Raw genomic sequence first — 18049 nt, forward strand, 5'->3', positions numbered from 1 at the left:
CCCGCGACTCGGGGTGCGAATCCGGTCCGGTCCGCCAGGCGGGCGGAAGTCCGACAGGACGTCGGCGGGGTGACTGTGCCCGACGTCCTGGGCGGCCAGCTCGCCCGGACCGATCACCGCTACCTTCATGACTCCCTCGCCAGTTCACTGTGGACGGACGTGGTGCGCTTGCCGGAGGTGGCCAGCGCGGTCGCGAGCAGCACCACCGCCGAGGCGGCGATGCCGTACACCGCGTACGGCACGGTCGTGCCGATCAGCTGCGCCGCGCCGCAGCCGACGATCCCGGCCAGCATCCCGGCGATCGCCGGGGCCGGGGTCAGCCTGCGGAAGCGGTGCAGCAGGTAACCCAGGAAGATCGGCGCGGCCAGCGCCGCCGCCGAGTAGGCGTAGGTCGCCACCAACCAGTCCAGCGCCTTCGGGAACAGGATCGCCAGCACCGCGGCCAGCAGCGCGACCGCCACCGTGATCACCCGGGACAGCGCCACCGTGCGGTGCTCGTCGCGGGAACGGCCCGCGATGTTCTGGTAGACGTCGCGGGTCAGGTTGGCCACCACCGACTGCAGTGCGGCGCCCGTGGTGGACACGATCGTCGACACCAGGAACGCGCCGAAGACCACCACCAGCCAGGACGGCAGCCGGGTGAGCAGCCAGCCCGCCGCGTCCTCCTCGTTGAGCAGCGACGGGTTCATCGCGTGCACCGACAGGCCGATGCACCCGGCGTAGACGCCGCCGACCAGCATCGTCAGCCCGGACAGCACCAGGCCGCGGCGGGCGTCGGAGACCTTCTTGGTGGCGAAGACCCGCTGGTAGTACAGCTGGTTGGTCAGCGTGCCCGGCAGGATCGCCGCGATCCACAACCAGATCTGCTGCCAGCCGACCGCGGTCAGCCCCTCCACGCCCCACAGCCGCCGGGGCACCACCGCGGCGATGTGACCCCAGCCGCCCGCGAGGTGCACCGCGTAGCCCGCCACGCCCAGCGACATCGCGATCATGAAGATGCCGAACACGAAGTCCGTCCAGGCCACCGACGTCAACCCGCCCGGCAGCACGAACAGCAGCGACGCGACCGTCATCACCAGGATCAGCGCGGTCGGCGAGATGCCGGTCAGCTGCCCGAAGAGCTGCGCGAACGCGACGAACTGCGTCGCCAGCCAGCCGAACGGCACCACCAGCGCGGCGAGCGCGGCGATGGCGGTCACCAGCCGGTGGCGGCCGAACAGCCGGGTCACGATGTCGGGCACCGTGGTGAACCGCTGCGTCCGCAACCACCGGGCGATCAGCGCCAGCACCAGGAAACCGACCAGCACGCAGCCCTCGTAGACGAACACCGACCAACCCGACCGGTAGCCGATGCCGACGTGGGCGATGAGCACACCGCCGCCGGTGGCGGTGGCGAACTGGGTGATGATCACGACGATCAGCGGGAGGGACTCGCCGGCCGCGAGCCAGCCCGCGGATCCCCGCGCTTTGCGTCCGAAGTAGACCGACATGGCGATTCCGGAACCGACCACCAACAGGCTGGCCACGACGATTCCGACGATCTGACCGGGAGAACCAGTCGACATTGCGCCTCCCTCCAGGGGGCGGTGCTGCGATCCGGGTTGATGTGCGTGGCGGCGCGAGACCGCCCGCCGAAAGCGCGAGCGGCCTCGCGCCGCTCGCCGTGACCCAGGCGGACGAGCCCTACCGGAAGCGGTTCGGGTCGAGGCGGGAGATGTCGTGCTCGGTGGTCCCGTGCAGGACGAGGTCCGCGCCGATCTCGCCGAACACCGGGGCGAGCTTGAAACCGTGGCCGGAGAAGCCGGTCATGACCGTGGCGGCGGCCGAACCCGGCAGCGGGCCGAGGACCGCGTGCTCGTCGGGCGTGAACCCCTCGGCGAAGGTGCCGATGCGCACCGGGTGCGGCACCACGCCCGGCAGCAGCCGGGCCGCGGCGGCGGAGGCCGCGCGGGCGAACTCCGAGTCGACCGTGCGCGGCAGCCCCGCCGGGTCGTCGAGCACCGGGAAACCCAGGTGGTGCGGGACGATCTTGATCCCCACGCCGTCCAGCGCGGGGAAGCAGGAGAACCCGGCCTCGTGGTGGCGGCGGATCGCGATCGGCAGCCGGTCCGGGCGGTGCGCCGCGACGTCCCGCGCGGCGAACCAGCACGCGGTGATCTGGCGGACCTCCACCGGCAGGTCCCGCAGCGGCTCCAGCGCGCGGGCCCACGGGCCCGGCGCGAACACCACGTGGTCCACGTCGAAAACCGCGTCACCGCACGAGATCCGCCAACCCGAGGCGGTCGGCTCCACCGCGTCGACGCGGTGGTACGGCAGCAGTCGCGCCCCCGCCGACTCCGCCGCCCGCAACGCGGCCTGCACCGCCGGTTCCGGACGCACCACCCCGGCCGCCGGGTCGAGCACGGCGATCTCGCCGTCGTCCAGCCGGTGTTGCGGGAAGCGCGCGTTCGACTCGGCGGCGGTCAGGACCTCGTGGTCCAGGCCGTGCTCCTCGGCGCACCGGCGCACGGCCGCGACGTCGGGATGCTCGGCCGGGCCGAGGGTGAGCCCGCCGCACATCGTCAGCAGGTCGGTCGCGGTGCCGCGCTCCAGCTCCCGCCACAGCCGCTCGGCGCGCCGCAGCAGCGGGACGTACTCGCCGCCCTCCTTGTAGGCGGTGCGGAAGATGCGGGACTCGCCCGCGGACGCGCCCCGGTCGTGGCCGGGGGAGTAGGTGTCGAAAGCCGAGACGGCCGCGCCCCGGTGGGCGAGCCGCCAGGCGGTCATCGCACCGACCACACCGGTGCCGACTACCGCAACACGTGGAGTCATGTTCCCTCCCGTCGCCCGGCCACCACCCCCCACGGAGGCGCTGACCGCGCCGCTGTTCTCTTCTGTCGCCCGGCCACCACCCCCCCACGGAGGCGCTGACCGCGCCGCTGTTCTCTTCTGTCGCCCGGCCACCACCCCCCACGGAGGCGCTGACCGCGCCGCTGTTCTCTTCTGTCGCCCGGCCACCACCCCCCACGGAGGCGCTGACCGCGCCGCTGTTCTTCCGTGGCCCGGCCACCGCGCCCCACGGGGTGCCGACCGCGCCGCTCGGTCGCTCGACCACCGCCGCCGAGGAGGCGCCGGTCGCGGCGTCGTCGCGTCAGCGGTGTTCCAGCACGGACTGTTCGATGAAGAACTCGACGAGGTCCGGGCGGATGATGTGCCACATCGCCTCCGCGAGGCCGCCGTCGACCAGCCAGGTCAGCCGGCGGAGCCGGATCACCGCGCGGCCGGGCGCGCAACCCAGCCGCTCCGCGGTGGTGTCGTCGAGCAGGACCGGGTCGACGTAGACCCGGGACTTCGCCGCCCGGACGCCGTGGCGGGCGAAGTAGTCGTGGACGGTCAGGTTGGTCAGGTCCTCGTCGAAAAGCCGCGGGGCCAACGAGAACGGGACCGCGGACAGCTCGACGGCGATCGGGTTGCCGTCGACGTCGAACTTCAGCCGCCGCAGCCGGTGGACCGGGGTGTCGTCGGCGATGCCGGGCATCGCCACCCCCGCGTCCGCGGCCGGGACGACAGCGGCGGACTCGACCTCGTGCCTGCCCGGGATCTCCGGGCCCCGCAGCGTCGGGTTCGCCACGCGCAGCAGGTTCTCCTGCCGGGCGCCGGCGGCGACGAACGTGCCGCGCCGCCGGTGGCGCTCCACCAGCCCGGCCTGGGCCAGCTCGTGCAGTGCGCGCTGGGCCGTGGTGCGGCTGACCGAGTACTGCCGCTGGATCTCGGCCTCGGTCGGCAGTTTCGCGCCCGGCGGCAGGGCACCCGAGCGGATCCGCTCCTCCAGTTCGGCGCGGATGCGCAGGTACCCGGGAACCGCCATGAACGGAACCTAAACCCGCGCAATTGACCGGTCAATAGTCTTTTCGTCGGGTCATGAGCGGCACGATTTGTACGGCCATATCGATCCCGCAATCCGCCGTTCGATCGTTGACAAGTCAGAGCTCCCCGATGGATGCTGACGCCAATTGGCCGTACAAATTGCGGTCGGGAAGGAGAGCGCGGCGAATGCTCCCGCTGCAAGGTGTCACCGTGGTCTCGTTGGAACAGGCGGTCGCCGCCCCGTTCGCCACCCGGCAGCTCGCCGACCTGGGCGCCCGGGTGATCAAGGTGGAACGTCCGCAGGGCGACTTCGCGCGCGGTTACGACACCGCGGTCAAGGGCATGTCGAGCCACTTCGTGTGGCTCAACCGCAACAAGGAGAGCGTCGTGCTGGACCTCAAGTCCGCCGACGGGCAGCGGATCATGGGCAGGCTGCTGGAGCGCGCCGACGTGTTCGTGCAGAACCTCGCGCCCGGTGCGGCGGCGCGGCTCGGGTTCGGCGCGGACCAGCTGCGGGAGCGCTTCCCCCGGCTGATCGTGTGCGACCTGTCCGGCTACGGCAGCTCCGGGCCCTACCGCGACAAGAAGGCCTACGACCTGCTCATCCAGTGCGAGACCGGGTTGGTGTCGATCACCGGCAACGAGTCCGAACCAGCCAAGGCCGGGATCTCCGCCGCCGACATCGCCGGTGGCATGTACGCCTTCAGCGGGGTGCTGACCGCGCTCTACGAACGCGAACGCACCGGGCGCGGCAGCGCTTTCGAGGTGTCCCTGTTCGACGCGTTGGGGGAGTGGATGGGCTTCCCCTACTACTACGCGGCGTACGGCGGGCGCGCCCCGCGCCGCGCGGGCGCCCGGCACGCCGCCATCGCGCCGTACGGGCCGTTCACCGCGGGCGACGGCTCCCGGGTCTTCCTCGGCGTGCAGAACGAGCGCGAGTGGGCGACGTTCTGCGACCGGGTCCTGGGCCGCCCCGAACTCGCCGCCGACCCCCGCTTCGACTCCAACCCGAAGCGGGTCGACAACCTCGCCGAGCTGCGCGAGGCCATCGAGTCCGCGTTCGCCGGGCTGACCGGAGCCGAGATCGTCGACCGGCTGGAGGGGGCCGGGATCGCCAACGCCCGGATGCGCACCATGGCCGAGTTCGCCGACCACCCGCAGCTCGCCGCCCGCGACCGGTGGCGCGAGGTCGACAGCCCGGTCGGCCCGCTGCGCGCCCTGCTGCCGCCGGTCACGGTCGCCGGCCGGGAACCGCGCATGGACCCGGTCCCCGAGGTCGGCGAGCACACCGACGCGGTCCTCGCCGAACTCGGGGAGGAACCGTTCGGCGCCTGAGCTGAGTGCCTGTCTTTGAACTCGTTTTGCGTGGCGGTGCCGGGAGCGGAACCTCAGCGGCCGTCTCGCTCCGGGAGCCCCTCCTGATGTATGTCCAATACACGGCGGAGGGGCTGTCCTCGCGAGACGGCCGCTGAGAACCCGCGGCGGTGCGGGTTGCGAGACCGCTCACCGAAAGAGAAAGCGGCTCCGCCGCTTGCCACGCCCCTTCCGGGAGCAGGTTCAAAGACAGGCACTGAGGTTCCGCCGGCGGCACCGCCTCGCAGAACGAGTTCAGGGACAGGCGGGATGCTCGGTCAGAGCGTGCCCTCGGTGCCGAACAGGGCGGTGACCTGGCTGGACAGCACGCCGCCGTTGCCGTGCGCGAGCGCCACCTCGGCGCCGTCGACCTGGCGCGGTCCGCACTCGCCCCGCAGCTGGCGGACCGCCTCGATGATGGTGAAGATGCCGTACATCCCCGGGTGGCAGTAGGACAGGCCGCCGCCGTTGGTGTTGACCGGGAGTGCGCCGCCGGGCGCGATCCGGCCGTCCGCGACGAAGCCACCGCCCTCGCCCTTGGCGCAGAAGCCGAGATCCTCCAGGAACAGGACCGGGTTGATGGTGAACGCGTCGTAGAGCTCGACGACGTCTACATCGGACGGACGAAGTCCGGCCATCCGGAAGGCCCGGGCGCCCGAGTCGACCGCGGCGGTCGTGGTCAGGTCCGGCATCGCGGAGATGCTGCGGTGCGAGGTCGCCTCGCCCGCGCCGAGCAGGAAGACCGGCCTGCCCGGCGACCGCCGCGCCCGGTCCGCGCCGGTGACCACGACCGCCCCGCCGCCGTCGGTGACCAGGCAGCAGTCCAGCGCGGTCAGCGGATCGCTGATCATGCGCGAGGACAGCACGTCCTGCCGCGTCAGCGGTTCGCGCGCGAACGCCGCCGGGTTGAGCCGTGCCCACTGCCGCGCGGCCACGGCCACGTCGGCCAGTTGTTCGCGCGTGGTGCCGAACTCGTGCATGTGCCGGGCGGCGGCCAGGGCGTACATGCTGATCGGGTAGCGCGGCCGGTACGGCGCCTCGTACGGGTTCGGCTTGGACGGGGAGACGAGCCTGCCGCCGTCGGAGCGCTGGGTGCTGCCGTAGACGATCAGCGCCGTGGTGCACAGCCCCGCCCCGATCGCGGCCGCCGCGTGCAGCAGGTGGCTGACGAACGAACTGCCGCCGATCGTGGATCCGTCCACGTAGGACGGACGGATGCCGAGGTACTCGGCGGTGTCCATGCCGGACATCGGGTAGTACGACGACGCGGTGAACAGACCGTCCACTTCGGACTTCGGGATCCCGGCATCGGCCAGCGCCCGCACCGCCGCCTGACCGGCCAGGTCCAGCGGGGACATGCCGGGCACCTCGCCCAGGTCGGACTCGGCGACGCCGACGACCGCGGTCGTCCCGCGCGGGCTCATGCGGCTCCCTCCCGGAACACCGCCACCGGTGCCCCGTCTTCGTCGACGACGGCGAACGAGACCCGGGTGCCGATCGCGACCTCGTCCGGGGCCGTGCCGTCGATCCGGGTCATCATGCGGAATCCCTCGTCCAGGTCGACCAGTGCGACGTTGCGCACCCCGTCGCGGCCGCGCACCGCCGTCGTGGAGTAGACGGTGCCGCGCCCGCCACTGCGCTCCCAGGCCAGGTCGTCGGCGCCGCAGGACGGGCACAGGGCGCGGGGTGGGAACACCGCCGCCGCGCAGCCCCGGCACCGCTGGAACCGCAATTCCCCGGCGGCCAGGCCCTCCCGGAACACCCCGTCCGGAGACCGTTCGCTCATCCTCGCTCCTCCCCACCGGTCAGCACCGCCAGGCAGTCCACCGCCACCGCGCCCCGGCCCTCGGCGCCCAGCAGCAGCGGGTTGACGTCGAGCTCGGCGACGTCGTCGGCCAGGTCGGCGGCCAGCCACGACAGGCGGGCCACCACGTCGGCCGCGGCGTCCAGGTCGCGCGCCGGTTCCCCGCGCACCGGGCCGAACAGCGCGCTGCCCCGCAGCGACAGCAGCAGCCGCCGCGCGCCGTCGACGTCCAGCGGCGCCACGGCCACCCGGCTGTCGGCGAGCACGTCCACCAGCACCCCGCCGACACCGACCACGACGACCGGGCCGAACGCGGGGTCGTGCTTGATGCCGACGAGCAGTTCGGTGCCGCCGTCGGCCATCCGCTGCACGAGCAGCCGGGCGTGCGGATCGCCCGCTCGCGCCGCGACGGCCCGCAGTTCCTCGGCGGCGGCGCGGATCTCCTCCGGTTCGGTCAGGCCCAGCCGGACTCCACCGATGTCGCTCTTGTGCCCGATGCGGTCGGACAGCACCTTGACCGCCACCGGACCGCCGAGGTCGCGGGCCGCCGCGACGGCCGAATCCCCGTCGGTGGCGGGAAAAGCGCCCGCGCACCGGACGCCGTAGGCGGCGACGAGCCTGCTCGACTCGTGCTCGTCGAGCTGCACCCGGCCGCGCTCGCGGGCCGTCCGCACGACGGCGCGGGCCACCCGGTCGTCCACGTCGTCCGGGCGTCGCGGCGAGGGCAGCGGTGGGCGCAGGCTGAAGTCGGCGAGCGCGCCCAGCGCGGCCGCGGCCCGCCCCGGGTCGGTGAAGCACGGGATGCCCAGCTCCCGCAGCCGCTGCCGAGGACGTCCGCTGCCGCCGGTCCACACCACGACCAGCGGTCGGTCGGTGGCCCGGTGCGCCTGGTCGATCGCGTCGACGATCAGTTCGGCCCCCTTGTCGGCGTTCCCCAGCAGGACCGCGATGAGGTCGGTGTCGGGGTGCTCGACGGTCACCCGCAGCGCCCGGCGCAGCATGTCCGGATCGCTGAGCAGCGTGGCGGTGAGGTCCACCGGGTTGGCCGGGGAGCCGTAGTCCGGGATGACCTCGGCCATCCGCCGCTGCCACGCCTGCTCCCACACCGGTACCCGCAGGCCGTGACCGCCGGCGAGGTCGGCCATCAGCACCCCCGCGCCGCCGGACAGCGACAGCGTCGTCAAGCGCCGTCCCCGGGCGCGCCGCCGCGTGGCGAACACCTGCGCGGCGTCCAGCAGCGGCTCCATGCCGTCGAGCCGGACGATCCCGAACTGCCGTGCGGCGCCGTCGAAAACGGCGTCCTCCCCGGCCAGCGACGCGGTGTGCGAGCGGGCCGCGCGGGCGCCCGCGGCGGAGCGGCCGACCTTCACCGCGAGGATCGGCTTGTCCAGCTCGTGGGCCCGCCGCGCGACCCGCAGCAGGTCCCGGCCGCGGTGCACGCCCTCCAGGTAGGCCATCAGGACGGCGGTCGACTCGTCGTCCACCAGTCCGCCGAGGATCTCGGCGACCGACAGGTCCGCCTCGTTGCCGGTGTTGAGGTAGTGCGAGATGCCGATGCCGCAGCGCTGCGCCTCGCTGAAGATGAACGAGCCGAACGCGCCGCTCTGGCTGACGAACGCGACCGGTCCCTCCCGCAGGTCGACGTCCTCGTCCAGCGCCGAGGTGAACGTCGGCACCGCCCGGTCCCGGACGCTCAGCATGCCCAGGCAGTTCGGGCCGAGGACGCGGATGCCGGTCTCGGCGACGATCGCCTCCAGCTCCCGCTGGAGCACCGCGCCGCGCTCGCCGGACTCGGCGAAGCCGGCGGCGCCGACGATCGCGACCGCCACGCCGCGCCGCGCGCACGCCCGCAGCCCGTCGGCGACCTGGTCCGCGCTGAGCATGACCATGGCGACGTCGATGTCGCCGTCCACGGCGTCCAGGTCCGGGTGGGCGGGCAGGCCCTGCACCTGCGCCCGGTGCGCGTTGATCGGCAGGATCCGGCCGGTGAAGCCGAACCGCTTGAGGTAGTCGACGGGCCGGCCGGACAGCTTGACCGGGTTGTCGGAAGCGCCCAGGACGGCGATCGAGCGCGGGTGGAGGAGCTTGCGGATCGCGTGCACGGTGCCCCTAACTGTCTCGAACTCGTTTTGCGCGGCGGTGCCGGTTGCCGGACCGCTCACCGAAGGGGAGAAAGCGGCCAACTCTGCGCGCCGTCGCCCTCGCGGACCTGTTCGAAGACGTGCCCGCAGGCATCAGCGGCGCAGGAGTTGCCTGGCGATGATGAGCTTCTGGACTTCGCTGGTGCCCTCGTAGATGCGGAACAGGCGCGCGTCGCGGTAGAAGCGCTCCACCGGAACGCCACGCATGTAGCCGGAACCGCCGTGGACCTGCACCGCCCGGTCGGCGACCCGGCAGACCATCTCGCTGCAGAACAGCTTCGCCGCGGACGGCGCGAGGCGGGTGTCGGTGCCCGCGTCGTACTCCTCGGCGGCCCGCAGCACCATGGACCGGCCCGCGTACAGCTCCGCCTGCGACTCGGCGAGCATGGCCTGCACGAGCTGGAACCGGCCGATCGGGGCGCCGCCCTGCTCGGCCTCGGCGGCGTGGTGCACCGCCTCGTCCAGGATGCGCGTGGCCAGCCCGACGCAGATCGCGGCGATGTGCAACCGGCCGCGCGCCAGCGACGCCATCGCCGCGCCGAACCCGGTGCCCTCCCGGCCGCCGACCAGCGCGTCGGCCGGAACCCGCACGTCGTCGAAGTGCACCTCGGCGGTGTGCGCCCCGGCCTGGCCCATCGTGACGTCCGGCGCGGCGATCCGGACGCCGTCCCGGTCGGTTTCCACGAGGAACACCGAAATCCCCCGCTGCGGTTCGGCGTTCTCGTCGGTCCGGGCGAACACCACCAGCAGGTCGGCTTCGGGCGCGTTGGTGATGAACCGCTTCGCGCCGGACAGCACGAACGCGTCGCCGTCGCGGACCGCGCGGGTGCGCACCCGGCTCGGGTCCGATCCGGCGCCGTCCTCGGTGAGCGCGAACGAGGCGACCGCCTCGCCCGCGGCCAGCCGCGGCAGCCACCGCCGACGTTGGGCGTCCGTGCCGTACCGGACGATCACCTGGCCCGCGATGCCGTTGTTGGTGCCGAACATCGAGCGGAACGCCGGGGTCGTGTACCCCAGTTCCACCGCCAGCCGGACGTCCTGGCCCATCGACAGCCCCAGCCCGCCGTGCTCCTCGGGCAGCGCGAAGCCGAAAAGTCCCATCGCGGCGGCCTTCTCGCGAATCCGGTCTGGGATCGCGTCGGTCCGCTCGATCTCGTCCTCGGCGGGCACCACCTCGTCGCGGACGAACTCGCGCACGGTGCGCAGGATGTCGTCGAAGGGATCCATCGCTCTCCTCTGCGGCGCGGGGTCGTCCCGACGCTAGGAGCAGCGGGTGTGTTCCGTCCAACACCAAATTCCGGTAGCTTTGATTCGGATTCGCGACAGAATCGGCGCTGACCTGGGCGAACGTGCGCGCGGGAGGTGAGTGTGGAGCTGCGCCACCTGCGGGCGTTCGTGGCCGTGGCCGAGGAGCTGAACTTCCGCCGGGCGGCCGAACGCCTGCACATGTCGCAACCACCGTTGTCCCAGCAGATCAAGCGGTTGGAGGGGGAGGTCGGCGTCGCGCTGCTGCGGCGCACCACCCGCAACGTCGCGCTGACCGCGGCGGGCGAGGCGTTCCTGGTCGAGGCGCGCCGGACGCTGGAGGCGGCGCAGGCCGCGCCGCGGGTGGCGCGGCAGGCGGCGGCCGGTGAGATCGGCTCGATCCGGCTGGGGTTCAGCGGTCCGACGTCCTACCAGGTGTTGCTGCTGATCGTGCGCAAGTTCCGGGAGCGCCACCCGGGCGTGCGCTTCGACATCGTCAGCCCGCTCTACGGCGGAGAACTCGTCGACCGGCTGCACCGGCACGAGATCGACGCCGGGTTGCTGCGGCTGCCGGTGGTGTCGACCGGGTTGCGCGTGCGGGAGCTGCAACGGCACGAACTCGGCGTGGCGCTGCCCGCGGAACACCCGCTGGCCGACGGGAGGGAAGTCGGCCTGGCGGACCTGCGCGACGAGCGGTTCATCAGCTACCCGTCGCACCGCGGCTCGGTGGTGAACCAGGTCGTGCGGGCGGCGTGCCTGCGGCACGGCTACAGCCCCTGCTCCGCGCAGCAGGCGCCGGACACGCACACGATCCTGTCCCTGGTCGGTGCCGGCGCGGGTGTCGGCGTGGTGCCGCTGACGGCCGAGCACCTGGAGGTGCCGGGCGTGGTCCTGGTGCCGGTCCAGGACGCACCGCCGATCCCGTTGGCGCTGGCCTGGCGCGAGGACGACCCGAACCCGGCGCTGCGCTGCCTGCTCGGACTGCTCGACGAGGTCGAGGCCGAGTGCCGGTGAATCCTCAGTGGACGCCAGGTGTCAGAGCACTGTGGACAGGTGCCACGGGACGAACTCCTCGTCGCCGTAGCCGAGTTCCTCGCTCCTGGTGGCCTCGCCCGAGGCGACGCGCAGGACGTGTTCGAAGATGCGCCGCCCCACCTCCTCGACGGTCGCCTCGCCGTCGGCGATGACGCCGCAGTTGATGTCCATGTCGTCGGTCATCCGCTCGTAGAGCGGGGTGTTGGTCGCCAGCTTGATGCTCGGCGCCGGTTTGCAGCCGAACGCCGAACCGCGCCCGGTGGTGAAGCACAGCACCTGCGCCCCGCCGGCGATCAGGCCGGTCGCGTAGTTGCGGGTGCCGACGCGGCCGTCCGGGCGCACGTAACCCCGGAACGTGGCGCGCTGGTCCGCCGGCACGTACGCGGTGGGGGTCGCGTCAGCGCCGAAGTCGTGCTCGCGCGCGAACTCCCGGTAGGCGAGGTTGTGCGTGTGCACGTGCTCACCTGCGCGGATCGGGCGGGACGCGAAGCCGATGACGTGCCCGTACTTGCGCACCGGGGCGCCCTCGGGGAGATCGGCGACGGCGACCTTGTGCCCCCGGGGCACGGCGTCGGTGACCGCCAGCTCGGTCCCGTCACCGGCGGGGTAGCTCCCCGGTTCGATGTCGGACCGGGCGATGAGCACCGAATCCTCGGCGTGGAGCCGGAAACCCCACTCGTCTCGCGATGCCACCGAACCACCCCTCCACGAGGTGTGAAGCAGCTGCTGTGCGCCGAAACGGCATGCTACTGGCCGTGCCCCGCGTTGTCACCGCCAAGAAGCGGCACCGCCACCCGCGCCGTCAGGCGGGCGCGGGGCGGCCGTCGGCGAGGGCGGCGAGGCCCCACAGGTCGCGCCAGGTGTGGTCCGGGGACGGCCCGTCCGGCGGTTGCGGTTCGGCGTGCCGGTTGATCCAGGCCGTGGTCATGCCGAAGCGCTTGGCCGGGGCGTTGTCGTACTTGAAGCCGAACGCGACGTGGATGATGCGGTCCGGGGCGACGCCGATGCGGTCGAGGGCCTGGTGGAAGAAGTCCGGGTCCGGTTTGTAGACGCCGCAGTCCTCGGCGGTGATGACGTCGTCGAACGGCACGCGCAGGTGGCGGAGGCTGTGCTCGATGATGTCCCGATCGGTGTTGGACAGGATCACCAGCCGCACGCCGGCGGCGCGCACCCGGGTCAACGCCGGGAGGGTGTCGGGGAACGGCTGCCAGCAGCGCATCGAGTCGACGAACTCGGCGGCCAGCGCGTCGTCGAACGGCCAGCCGCGCTCGGCGCACACCTCGCGCAGGCTCTGCCCGAGAACCCGCTTGTAACTGCGGTATTCCTGGCGCAGGAGGGCGAACTGCGCCGCCTCCCACCGGTCGCGCAGCTCCAGGCCGGGGACCAGTTCGGTGTCGCCGTTGCGCAGCGCGAGGCCGTAGAGGAACTGGGCGCAGCCGCCCTCCCAGTCGGTGAGCGTGCCGTAGTTGTCGAACGTGGCGACCTCGAACGGTGGTGCCATCACTGAACCTCCACAAAGGACTGTTCGGCCCGGTCGCGTCGGGATGCCCTTGACACCGCCACGGCGGTTCCCGACAGTGTAGGACCACCACGCCCCGCCAGCGTGGTCGTCGGCGCCGCGCCGCGGCACTGCGGAAGGACGACGCGATGAAGCTCTCCTACGTCCGCGAACTCTCCGAGTACCCCACCGGATCCCGCCGGGTGCGCATCCTGTCGATGGCCGTGCTGGCGAGCCTCATCGGTTCCTACGAGGGGCAGATCGCGCCGGTGGTCCCGCTGCTGACCCGGGATCTGGGCATCAGCCTGGTCACCTACGGTGCGGTCTCGGCGGTGGCCCTGACCGTCGGCGCGGTCGCGGCGGCGGTGGGCGGTCGGCTCACCGACCGCTGGGGCCGGGTGCGGGTGCTGGTGCCGCTGATGCTGCTGACCGCCGTGCTGTGCTACGGCATGGCGCTCGTCGACTCGGCCGCCGAACTGCTGGTCGCCCGCGCCGTTCTGGCCATTGTGGACGGAATGGTGATGGCGGCGACCGCCCCGCTGGTGCGCGACTTCTCGCCGCGCACCGGGCGGGCGCAGGCGTTCGGCTTCTGGACCTGGGGACCGGTCGGCGCCAACTTCCTGGCCGCCGCGATCGCCGGGCTGACCCTGCCGCTGCTCGACGACCAGTGGCGCTCGCAGTTCGTCATCATGGGCACCATCTCGCTGGTCGTCTCCGCGGTGATCGCCTGCAACATCGCCGACCTGGCGCCCGCGCTGCGGGCCCGGATCCAGCGCACCGAGCACGCTTCGCTGTCCGGCGCCGACACGGCGCGGCCGGTGCGGATGCGGACGTTGTTCGGCCACCGCGCGATGTGGGCGCACGTCGTCGGGATCTCCGTGTGGCTCGTGCTGTACCTGACGCTGTCGCTGTTCGGGCAGAGCATGCTCTCGGACACCTTCGGTCTCGACGCCGCGTCGGCCTCGGCGGTGATGAGCGGGTTCTGGGTGCTCAACCTCGGGACGCTGGTGGTCGTGGGACGCCTGTCCGACCGGCTCCAGCTGCGCAAGCCGTTCATCGCGGCCGGCACGGCGGTGGCGGTGGTGATGACCGGTTACCTGGTCGTGCTGATGGGCGAGCCGTCGATCGCGCTGCCGCGGCTGCTGGTCACCGGCGCCCTGCTCGGGGCGGGCATGGGCACCGCGTACGCGCCGTGGATGGCGGCCTTCTCGGAGAACACCGAGGACATCGACCCGCGGTTGCAGGGCAGCGCCTGGGGCGTCTACAACTTCCTGGCCAGGGCCGTGGCGGTGGCGGTGGCGGTGCTGATGCCCCGCGTGGTGGCGGTCGGCGGCTGGTCGGTGTGGCTGGTCGTCTGCCTGGCGTGCCTGGCCGTGTTCCTCCCGGTCACCGCCCTGTTCCGCGGCCCGTGGCGCCGCCGGCCGGACCTCCCGCACCGCGCGACCTCGCCCGCCGCGCAGGACCGCCCGCGCGGCGAGCGGTGACGCCGCGCACCACGCGAAACCGGGCGAACCCGCGGGTGCCACCGGGACCTCCCGCTCACCGCGCTCCGGGCGGATCGTTCGGACACGCCGGCCGCCGCGCGCGCAGCCGGCGGAGCATCCGGGCGTCGGCGAAACCCACCGCGCGGGCGGCGGAATCCACCGTGGCGCCGCCCGCGATCAGGTTCTCGGCGTGTTCCACGCGCAGCAGTTGCTGGTAGCGCAGCGGCGTCAAACCCGTCGCGCGGACGAACGAGCGGGTCAGCGTGCGTTCGCCGCACCCCGCGGCGGCGGCGAGTTCGGCGAGCGGGAGCCGTTCGGCGAACCGCGCGTCGACGAGGTCCTGCACCCGGTGCACCGCGTCGTCGAGGTGGCCGCGGTGCCGCAGCATCGCGCTGGCCTGCTGCTCGTCGCCGTTGCGGCGCGCGTGGACGACCATGGCGCGGGCGACCCGCGCCGCGGTGGCGGGTCCGTGCCGGGTGGCGATCAGGTCCAGCGCCAGGTCGATGCCGCTGGCGATGCCCGCCGAGGTGATGACGCCGCCGTCGGACACGAACAGCACGTCCCGCACCACCGCGGCGCGCGGGTAGCGCTCGGCGAGTTCGTCCTGCAACTCGTGGTGGGTGGTGCAGCGGCGGCCGTCGAGCAGCCCGGCCTGGCCGAGGGCCTCCGCCCCGGCGCACACGCTCGCCACCGTGCCGCCGGAGGCGTGGTGTTCGCGCAGCCGCCGCGCGGCAGGCTCGGTCAGCCGGGGCGACCGGGTCAGCCGCTCCGCGCGCCAACCGGGGACGAGCACGATGTCGTCCCCGGTGAGCGCGGGCCAGGTCGTCGTGGTGCGCAGTCCGAGCCCCTGCGCGCTGTCCACGGCGTCCCGCTCGGCGACGAAGTGCGGTTCGTAGCGGTGACCGAAGTCGCCGACGGTCGAGAAGACCTGCGCGGGCCCGGCGAGGTCGAGCAGGTGCACCCCGGGAAGCAGCAGGAAGACGACACGGCGGGTCACGATCCGGTCAGCCTAGCCCGGTCAGCTCGGCGACCGTGCGGATGGTCGCGAAGCGACCGGCCAGCGCGTACTCGGTGCGGGCGGTGATCTCCGCGCAGTGCAGCGTGCGCGGGTCGGCGAGCAGTTCGTCCAGCGGCCGGTCGGCGGGGGCGTCGCGGTGCGCGATGGGGTTCGTCGCGGTCGCGTCCGTCACGAACGTGACGTCGTAGCCCAGGTCGGAGGCCACCCGGGTGGTGGTCTCGCAGCACTGCTCGGTGCGGATGCCGGACACCGCGACCGAGCGCACCCCGTGCCGGGTGAGCAGTTGTTGCAGGTTCGTCGTGGTGAAGGCGTTGTGCGAGGTCTTGGTCAGCAGCGGGTCGTCGGGCTGGTGGGCCAGGCCGTCCATCAGCCGCACGTGCCCGAGCGCCGGGTCGAAGACCCCGCCCGAGCCCGGTTCGGTGTGCAGCACCCAGACGACCAGGTCGCCCTCGGCGCGCGCGAGCGCGACGAGCCGGTTGACCCGGTCCACGATGTCGGGGTTCGAGGTGGCCCGCCACAGCGGGCGCTGCCGGAAGGATTCCTGGACGTCGATGACGAGGAGCGCGTTGTTCACATCGGCCAGTCTCGTCGCCACCGCGCCCCGCGGACAGGCACGATCGCGGCCCGGACCGGAACGATCCGGTCAGCGACCGAGTTCGGTCAGCAGTTCCCGGGAGTAGGCGGTGCGCCCGGTGAGTTCCTCGGGCGGCCGGGTGCACAGCGCCAGCGCGGCCTCGCCCATCACCTCGGGTGGCTCGGCGTCGGGGTCGTCGGTGCCGGTCAGCTTGTGGAACAGGGTGCCCGGCGTGGGCACGACCTGGTCGGGCGCCAGCACGTCGATCCGTCCGAACCGGTCCAGCACGGCCGCCACCAGCGACTCCGGCTGCTCGGCCGAGGCCAGGTCCGCGGAGAAAGGTTCGGCCTGCCCGCCGTCCGCGACGATCCGCCGCGCGGTGTCGCCGACCGTGCCGGGCAACGGCGAATCCGCCGCCGAAACGGTGCGCGCGCACACCGCGATCCGCGCACCCTCGCTCGCCAGGCGCCGCGCGATCGCCGCGCCGATCCCGCGGCTCGCCCCGGTCACGAGCGCGACCCGACCGTCCAGCAGCCCCATCGGCGCCCCCTGGCATCCGCGGTAGGCGAATGATCCAGGATCACCCGGGGGATCGGCGGGGTCAAGGACGGCTACGACGTCCGGAAGGGCGGGTTCGCGACCGCCGTCGTGGTGCAGAAGCCGAGCGGACCGGCGGTGTCGTGGAGGGTGCAGTCGCCGACCGCGACGCCGTCGTCGCTGATGTGGCCGGTGGCTTCCACCCCGATGTCCGCGCCGAGGGGCGACCGGGCGAGGGTGAGCGTGTAGTCGGCGTTGATGAATTCCAGGGCGCGGGAGCCGAAGTGCGCCAGCGGACTGGCGAAATCGGCCGCGATCGCCGCGCGCACGAACGGCGACAGCGGTTCGCCGTCGATCAGCGCGTGGTACTCGCGGATCCAGGCGCGGCGGCGCGTCGCCGTCCAGTCGCCGCTCAGCCGACCCTCGTCGTCGAGCAACCACGTCCCGAACGGCGGCTGCCAGCCCGAGCCGACCGGGGGCGGGCCGAGTTCGTCCGGTGTCGGTGCGTCCCACGGCCTGGTCGCGGGCACCTCGCCCGCGGGCTGTTCGGAGCTGCGCAGCAGGACGCCGCTGGCGCGCGCCACGGTGGTGCCGCCCGCCAGGACCGCGGCGTCGGCGACCCGGATGCGGCGCCCGTCGCGGATCCGCTCGGTCACCACCTGGACCGGAACCATCCGGGTGTTGCGGAACAGGTCCACGGTCAGGCGGCTGAAGCGCAGCCCCGGTTCGGCGTGGTCGCGTTCCAGGGCGTGCGCGAGCAGTCCGCCGAGCAGCCTGCCGTGCAGCATGTCCTCCGCCCACGGGCTGCCCGCGTGCGGGGCCGGGATGAGCGCGTCGCCGTCGGGCGTGAAGAACCCGGCGCCGTCGGTTTCGGCCATCTGTCCTCCCCTCGCTGCTCGGGGCCGTTCCCCGAGGGATGAGCGGTGTCGGTGCGCGGACCCAGGAGGCGGTCCGGTGTGGACTCAACCGCGGGGTTTGGCGAAATCGTCCGCCTCGGCCCAGCTCTCGCCCGCCTCCGACCACGTGGCCGCGGTGGACAGGACGGCGATCCCGGCCGTCTTGAGCTCGGCCCGCTGCCCGGTCAGCAGCCGCACCAGGTCCTCCAGACCGGGGTTGTGCCCGACCAGCACGGCCGTCATCACCGGTCCCGGCAGGGCGCGCACCACGTCGAGGAGTTGGTGCGCCGTCGCGGCGTAGATCCGCTCGTCGTAGCGGACGTCCGGCGCCGCCGGGATTTCCGGGGCCGCCAGTTCCCACGTCCGGCGGGCCCGGGTGGCGGGCGAGCAGGCGACGACCTCGATGGCGGGCACGTTGTCCCGCAACCACCGGCCTGCGGCCGGGGCGTCGAGCGTGCCGCGCTTGGCCAGCGGGCGCTCGAAATCCGCCACGTCGTCGGGCGCCGCCGCTTTCGCGTGCCGGAGCAGGACCAGTTTCCGCCGAGCGTCGACCATGGATCACACGGTAGGTGATCGGCGGTCCCGCGAGCGGGCCGGGGCGATTGAGTCGCCGGTCGT

17 protein-coding genes are annotated in these 18049 nt (G+C 73.1%); 3 read left to right on the forward strand and 14 right to left on the reverse strand.

The features are described 5' to 3' along the window. Positions 1 to 125 precede the first annotated feature (125 nt). From NV263_RS09695 to NV263_RS09705, 3 genes are all read right to left on the reverse strand, one after another. The gene (locus tag NV263_RS09695; RefSeq protein WP_263252336.1) at positions 126 to 1565 is read right to left on the reverse strand and encodes a sodium:solute symporter family protein; all 1440 of its coding nucleotides are present in this window, start codon (positions 1563 to 1565) and stop codon (positions 126 to 128) included. A gap of 118 nt (positions 1566 to 1683) precedes the next feature. Continuing rightward, on the reverse strand, positions 1684 to 2811 hold the full coding sequence (solA, locus tag NV263_RS09700) for an N-methyl-L-tryptophan oxidase (RefSeq protein ID WP_263252338.1): 1128 nt from the start codon (positions 2809 to 2811) through the stop codon (positions 1684 to 1686). A 319-nt stretch (positions 2812 to 3130) separates the two neighbouring features. After that, entirely contained in the window at positions 3131 to 3847 is a 717-nt protein-coding gene (locus NV263_RS09705; protein ID WP_263252340.1) for a GntR family transcriptional regulator, read from the reverse strand. Positions 3848 to 4032: 185 nt separating this feature from the next. On the opposite strand from NV263_RS09705, the gene NV263_RS09710 reads away from it, so the two are divergent. Next, positions 4033 to 5181 carry a CaiB/BaiF CoA transferase family protein gene (locus NV263_RS09710; RefSeq protein ID WP_263252341.1) on the forward strand — a complete coding sequence of 383 codons (1149 nt, stop codon included), beginning with the start codon at positions 4033 to 4035 and terminating at the stop codon, positions 5179 to 5181. A gap of 296 nt (positions 5182 to 5477) precedes the next feature. On the opposite strand, the gene NV263_RS09715 is transcribed toward NV263_RS09710, so the two are convergent. The 4 genes from NV263_RS09715 to NV263_RS09730 all read right to left on the reverse strand — a co-directional run bounded on the left by NV263_RS09715 (position 5478) and on the right by NV263_RS09730 (position 10371). Next, positions 5478 to 6623: a thiolase gene (locus NV263_RS09715; protein ID WP_263252343.1), complete on the reverse strand. Its 1146-nt coding sequence runs from the start codon at positions 6621 to 6623 to the stop codon at positions 5478 to 5480. After that, positions 6620 to 6985, reverse strand: coding sequence for a Zn-ribbon domain-containing OB-fold protein (locus NV263_RS09720; protein ID WP_263252344.1), 366 nt, complete (start codon positions 6983 to 6985; stop codon positions 6620 to 6622). Before NV263_RS09720 ends, NV263_RS09715 begins: the two co-directional genes overlap by 4 nt. Further along, positions 6982 to 9105 carry an acetate--CoA ligase family protein gene (locus NV263_RS09725; RefSeq protein ID WP_263252347.1) on the reverse strand — a complete coding sequence of 708 codons (2124 nt, stop codon included), beginning with the start codon at positions 9103 to 9105 and terminating at the stop codon, positions 6982 to 6984. Before NV263_RS09725 ends, NV263_RS09720 begins: the two co-directional genes overlap by 4 nt. 132 nt (positions 9106 to 9237) lie before the next feature. Continuing rightward, positions 9238 to 10371: an acyl-CoA dehydrogenase family protein gene (locus tag NV263_RS09730; protein WP_263252348.1), complete on the reverse strand. Its 1134-nt coding sequence runs from the start codon at positions 10369 to 10371 to the stop codon at positions 9238 to 9240. Positions 10372 to 10512: 141 nt separating this feature from the next. Between NV263_RS09730 and NV263_RS09735 the strand changes: the two genes are divergently transcribed. Next, on the forward strand, positions 10513 to 11403 hold the full coding sequence (locus NV263_RS09735; RefSeq protein WP_263252350.1) for a LysR substrate-binding domain-containing protein: 891 nt from the start codon (positions 10513 to 10515) through the stop codon (positions 11401 to 11403). Between the two features lie 21 nt (positions 11404 to 11424). On the opposite strand, the gene NV263_RS09740 is transcribed toward NV263_RS09735, so the two are convergent. Then, positions 11425 to 12117 (reverse strand): UxaA family hydrolase, encoded by a 693-nt coding sequence (locus tag NV263_RS09740; protein WP_263252351.1) that lies wholly within the window; start codon positions 12115 to 12117, stop codon positions 11425 to 11427. A gap of 109 nt (positions 12118 to 12226) precedes the next feature. Next, positions 12227 to 12925, reverse strand: a complete 699-nt coding sequence (locus NV263_RS09745) for a haloacid dehalogenase type II (RefSeq protein ID WP_263252352.1) — start codon at positions 12923 to 12925, stop codon at positions 12227 to 12229. Positions 12926 to 13071: 146 nt separating this feature from the next. Between NV263_RS09745 and NV263_RS09750 the strand changes: the two genes are divergently transcribed. Then, on the forward strand, positions 13072 to 14406 hold the full coding sequence (locus tag NV263_RS09750; protein ID WP_263252354.1) for an MFS transporter: 1335 nt from the start codon (positions 13072 to 13074) through the stop codon (positions 14404 to 14406). Between the two features lie 55 nt (positions 14407 to 14461). Here NV263_RS09750 and NV263_RS09755 read toward each other — a convergent pair whose 3' ends face one another. From NV263_RS09755 to NV263_RS09775, 5 genes are all read right to left on the reverse strand, one after another. Next, the gene (locus NV263_RS09755; protein WP_263252355.1) at positions 14462 to 15403 is read right to left on the reverse strand and encodes a GlxA family transcriptional regulator; all 942 of its coding nucleotides are present in this window, start codon (positions 15401 to 15403) and stop codon (positions 14462 to 14464) included. Between the two features lie 7 nt (positions 15404 to 15410). Then, positions 15411 to 15998: a cysteine hydrolase family protein gene (locus NV263_RS09760; protein WP_263252356.1), complete on the reverse strand. Its 588-nt coding sequence runs from the start codon at positions 15996 to 15998 to the stop codon at positions 15411 to 15413. 69 nt (positions 15999 to 16067) lie between these two features. After that, on the reverse strand, positions 16068 to 16538 hold the full coding sequence (locus NV263_RS09765; RefSeq protein ID WP_263252358.1) for an SDR family NAD(P)-dependent oxidoreductase: 471 nt from the start codon (positions 16536 to 16538) through the stop codon (positions 16068 to 16070). 71 nt (positions 16539 to 16609) lie between these two features. Continuing rightward, on the reverse strand, positions 16610 to 17413 hold the full coding sequence (locus NV263_RS09770) for a thioesterase family protein (RefSeq protein WP_263252359.1): 804 nt from the start codon (positions 17411 to 17413) through the stop codon (positions 16610 to 16612). An 84-nt stretch (positions 17414 to 17497) separates the two neighbouring features. Continuing rightward, entirely contained in the window at positions 17498 to 17986 is a 489-nt protein-coding gene (locus tag NV263_RS09775; RefSeq protein ID WP_263252361.1) for a SixA phosphatase family protein, read from the reverse strand. Between the last annotated feature and the right edge of the window lie 63 nt (positions 17987 to 18049).

Source organism: Saccharopolyspora rosea (assembly GCF_025643595.1).
Classification (GTDB): Bacteria; Actinomycetota; Actinomycetes; order Mycobacteriales; family Pseudonocardiaceae; genus Saccharopolyspora; species Saccharopolyspora rosea.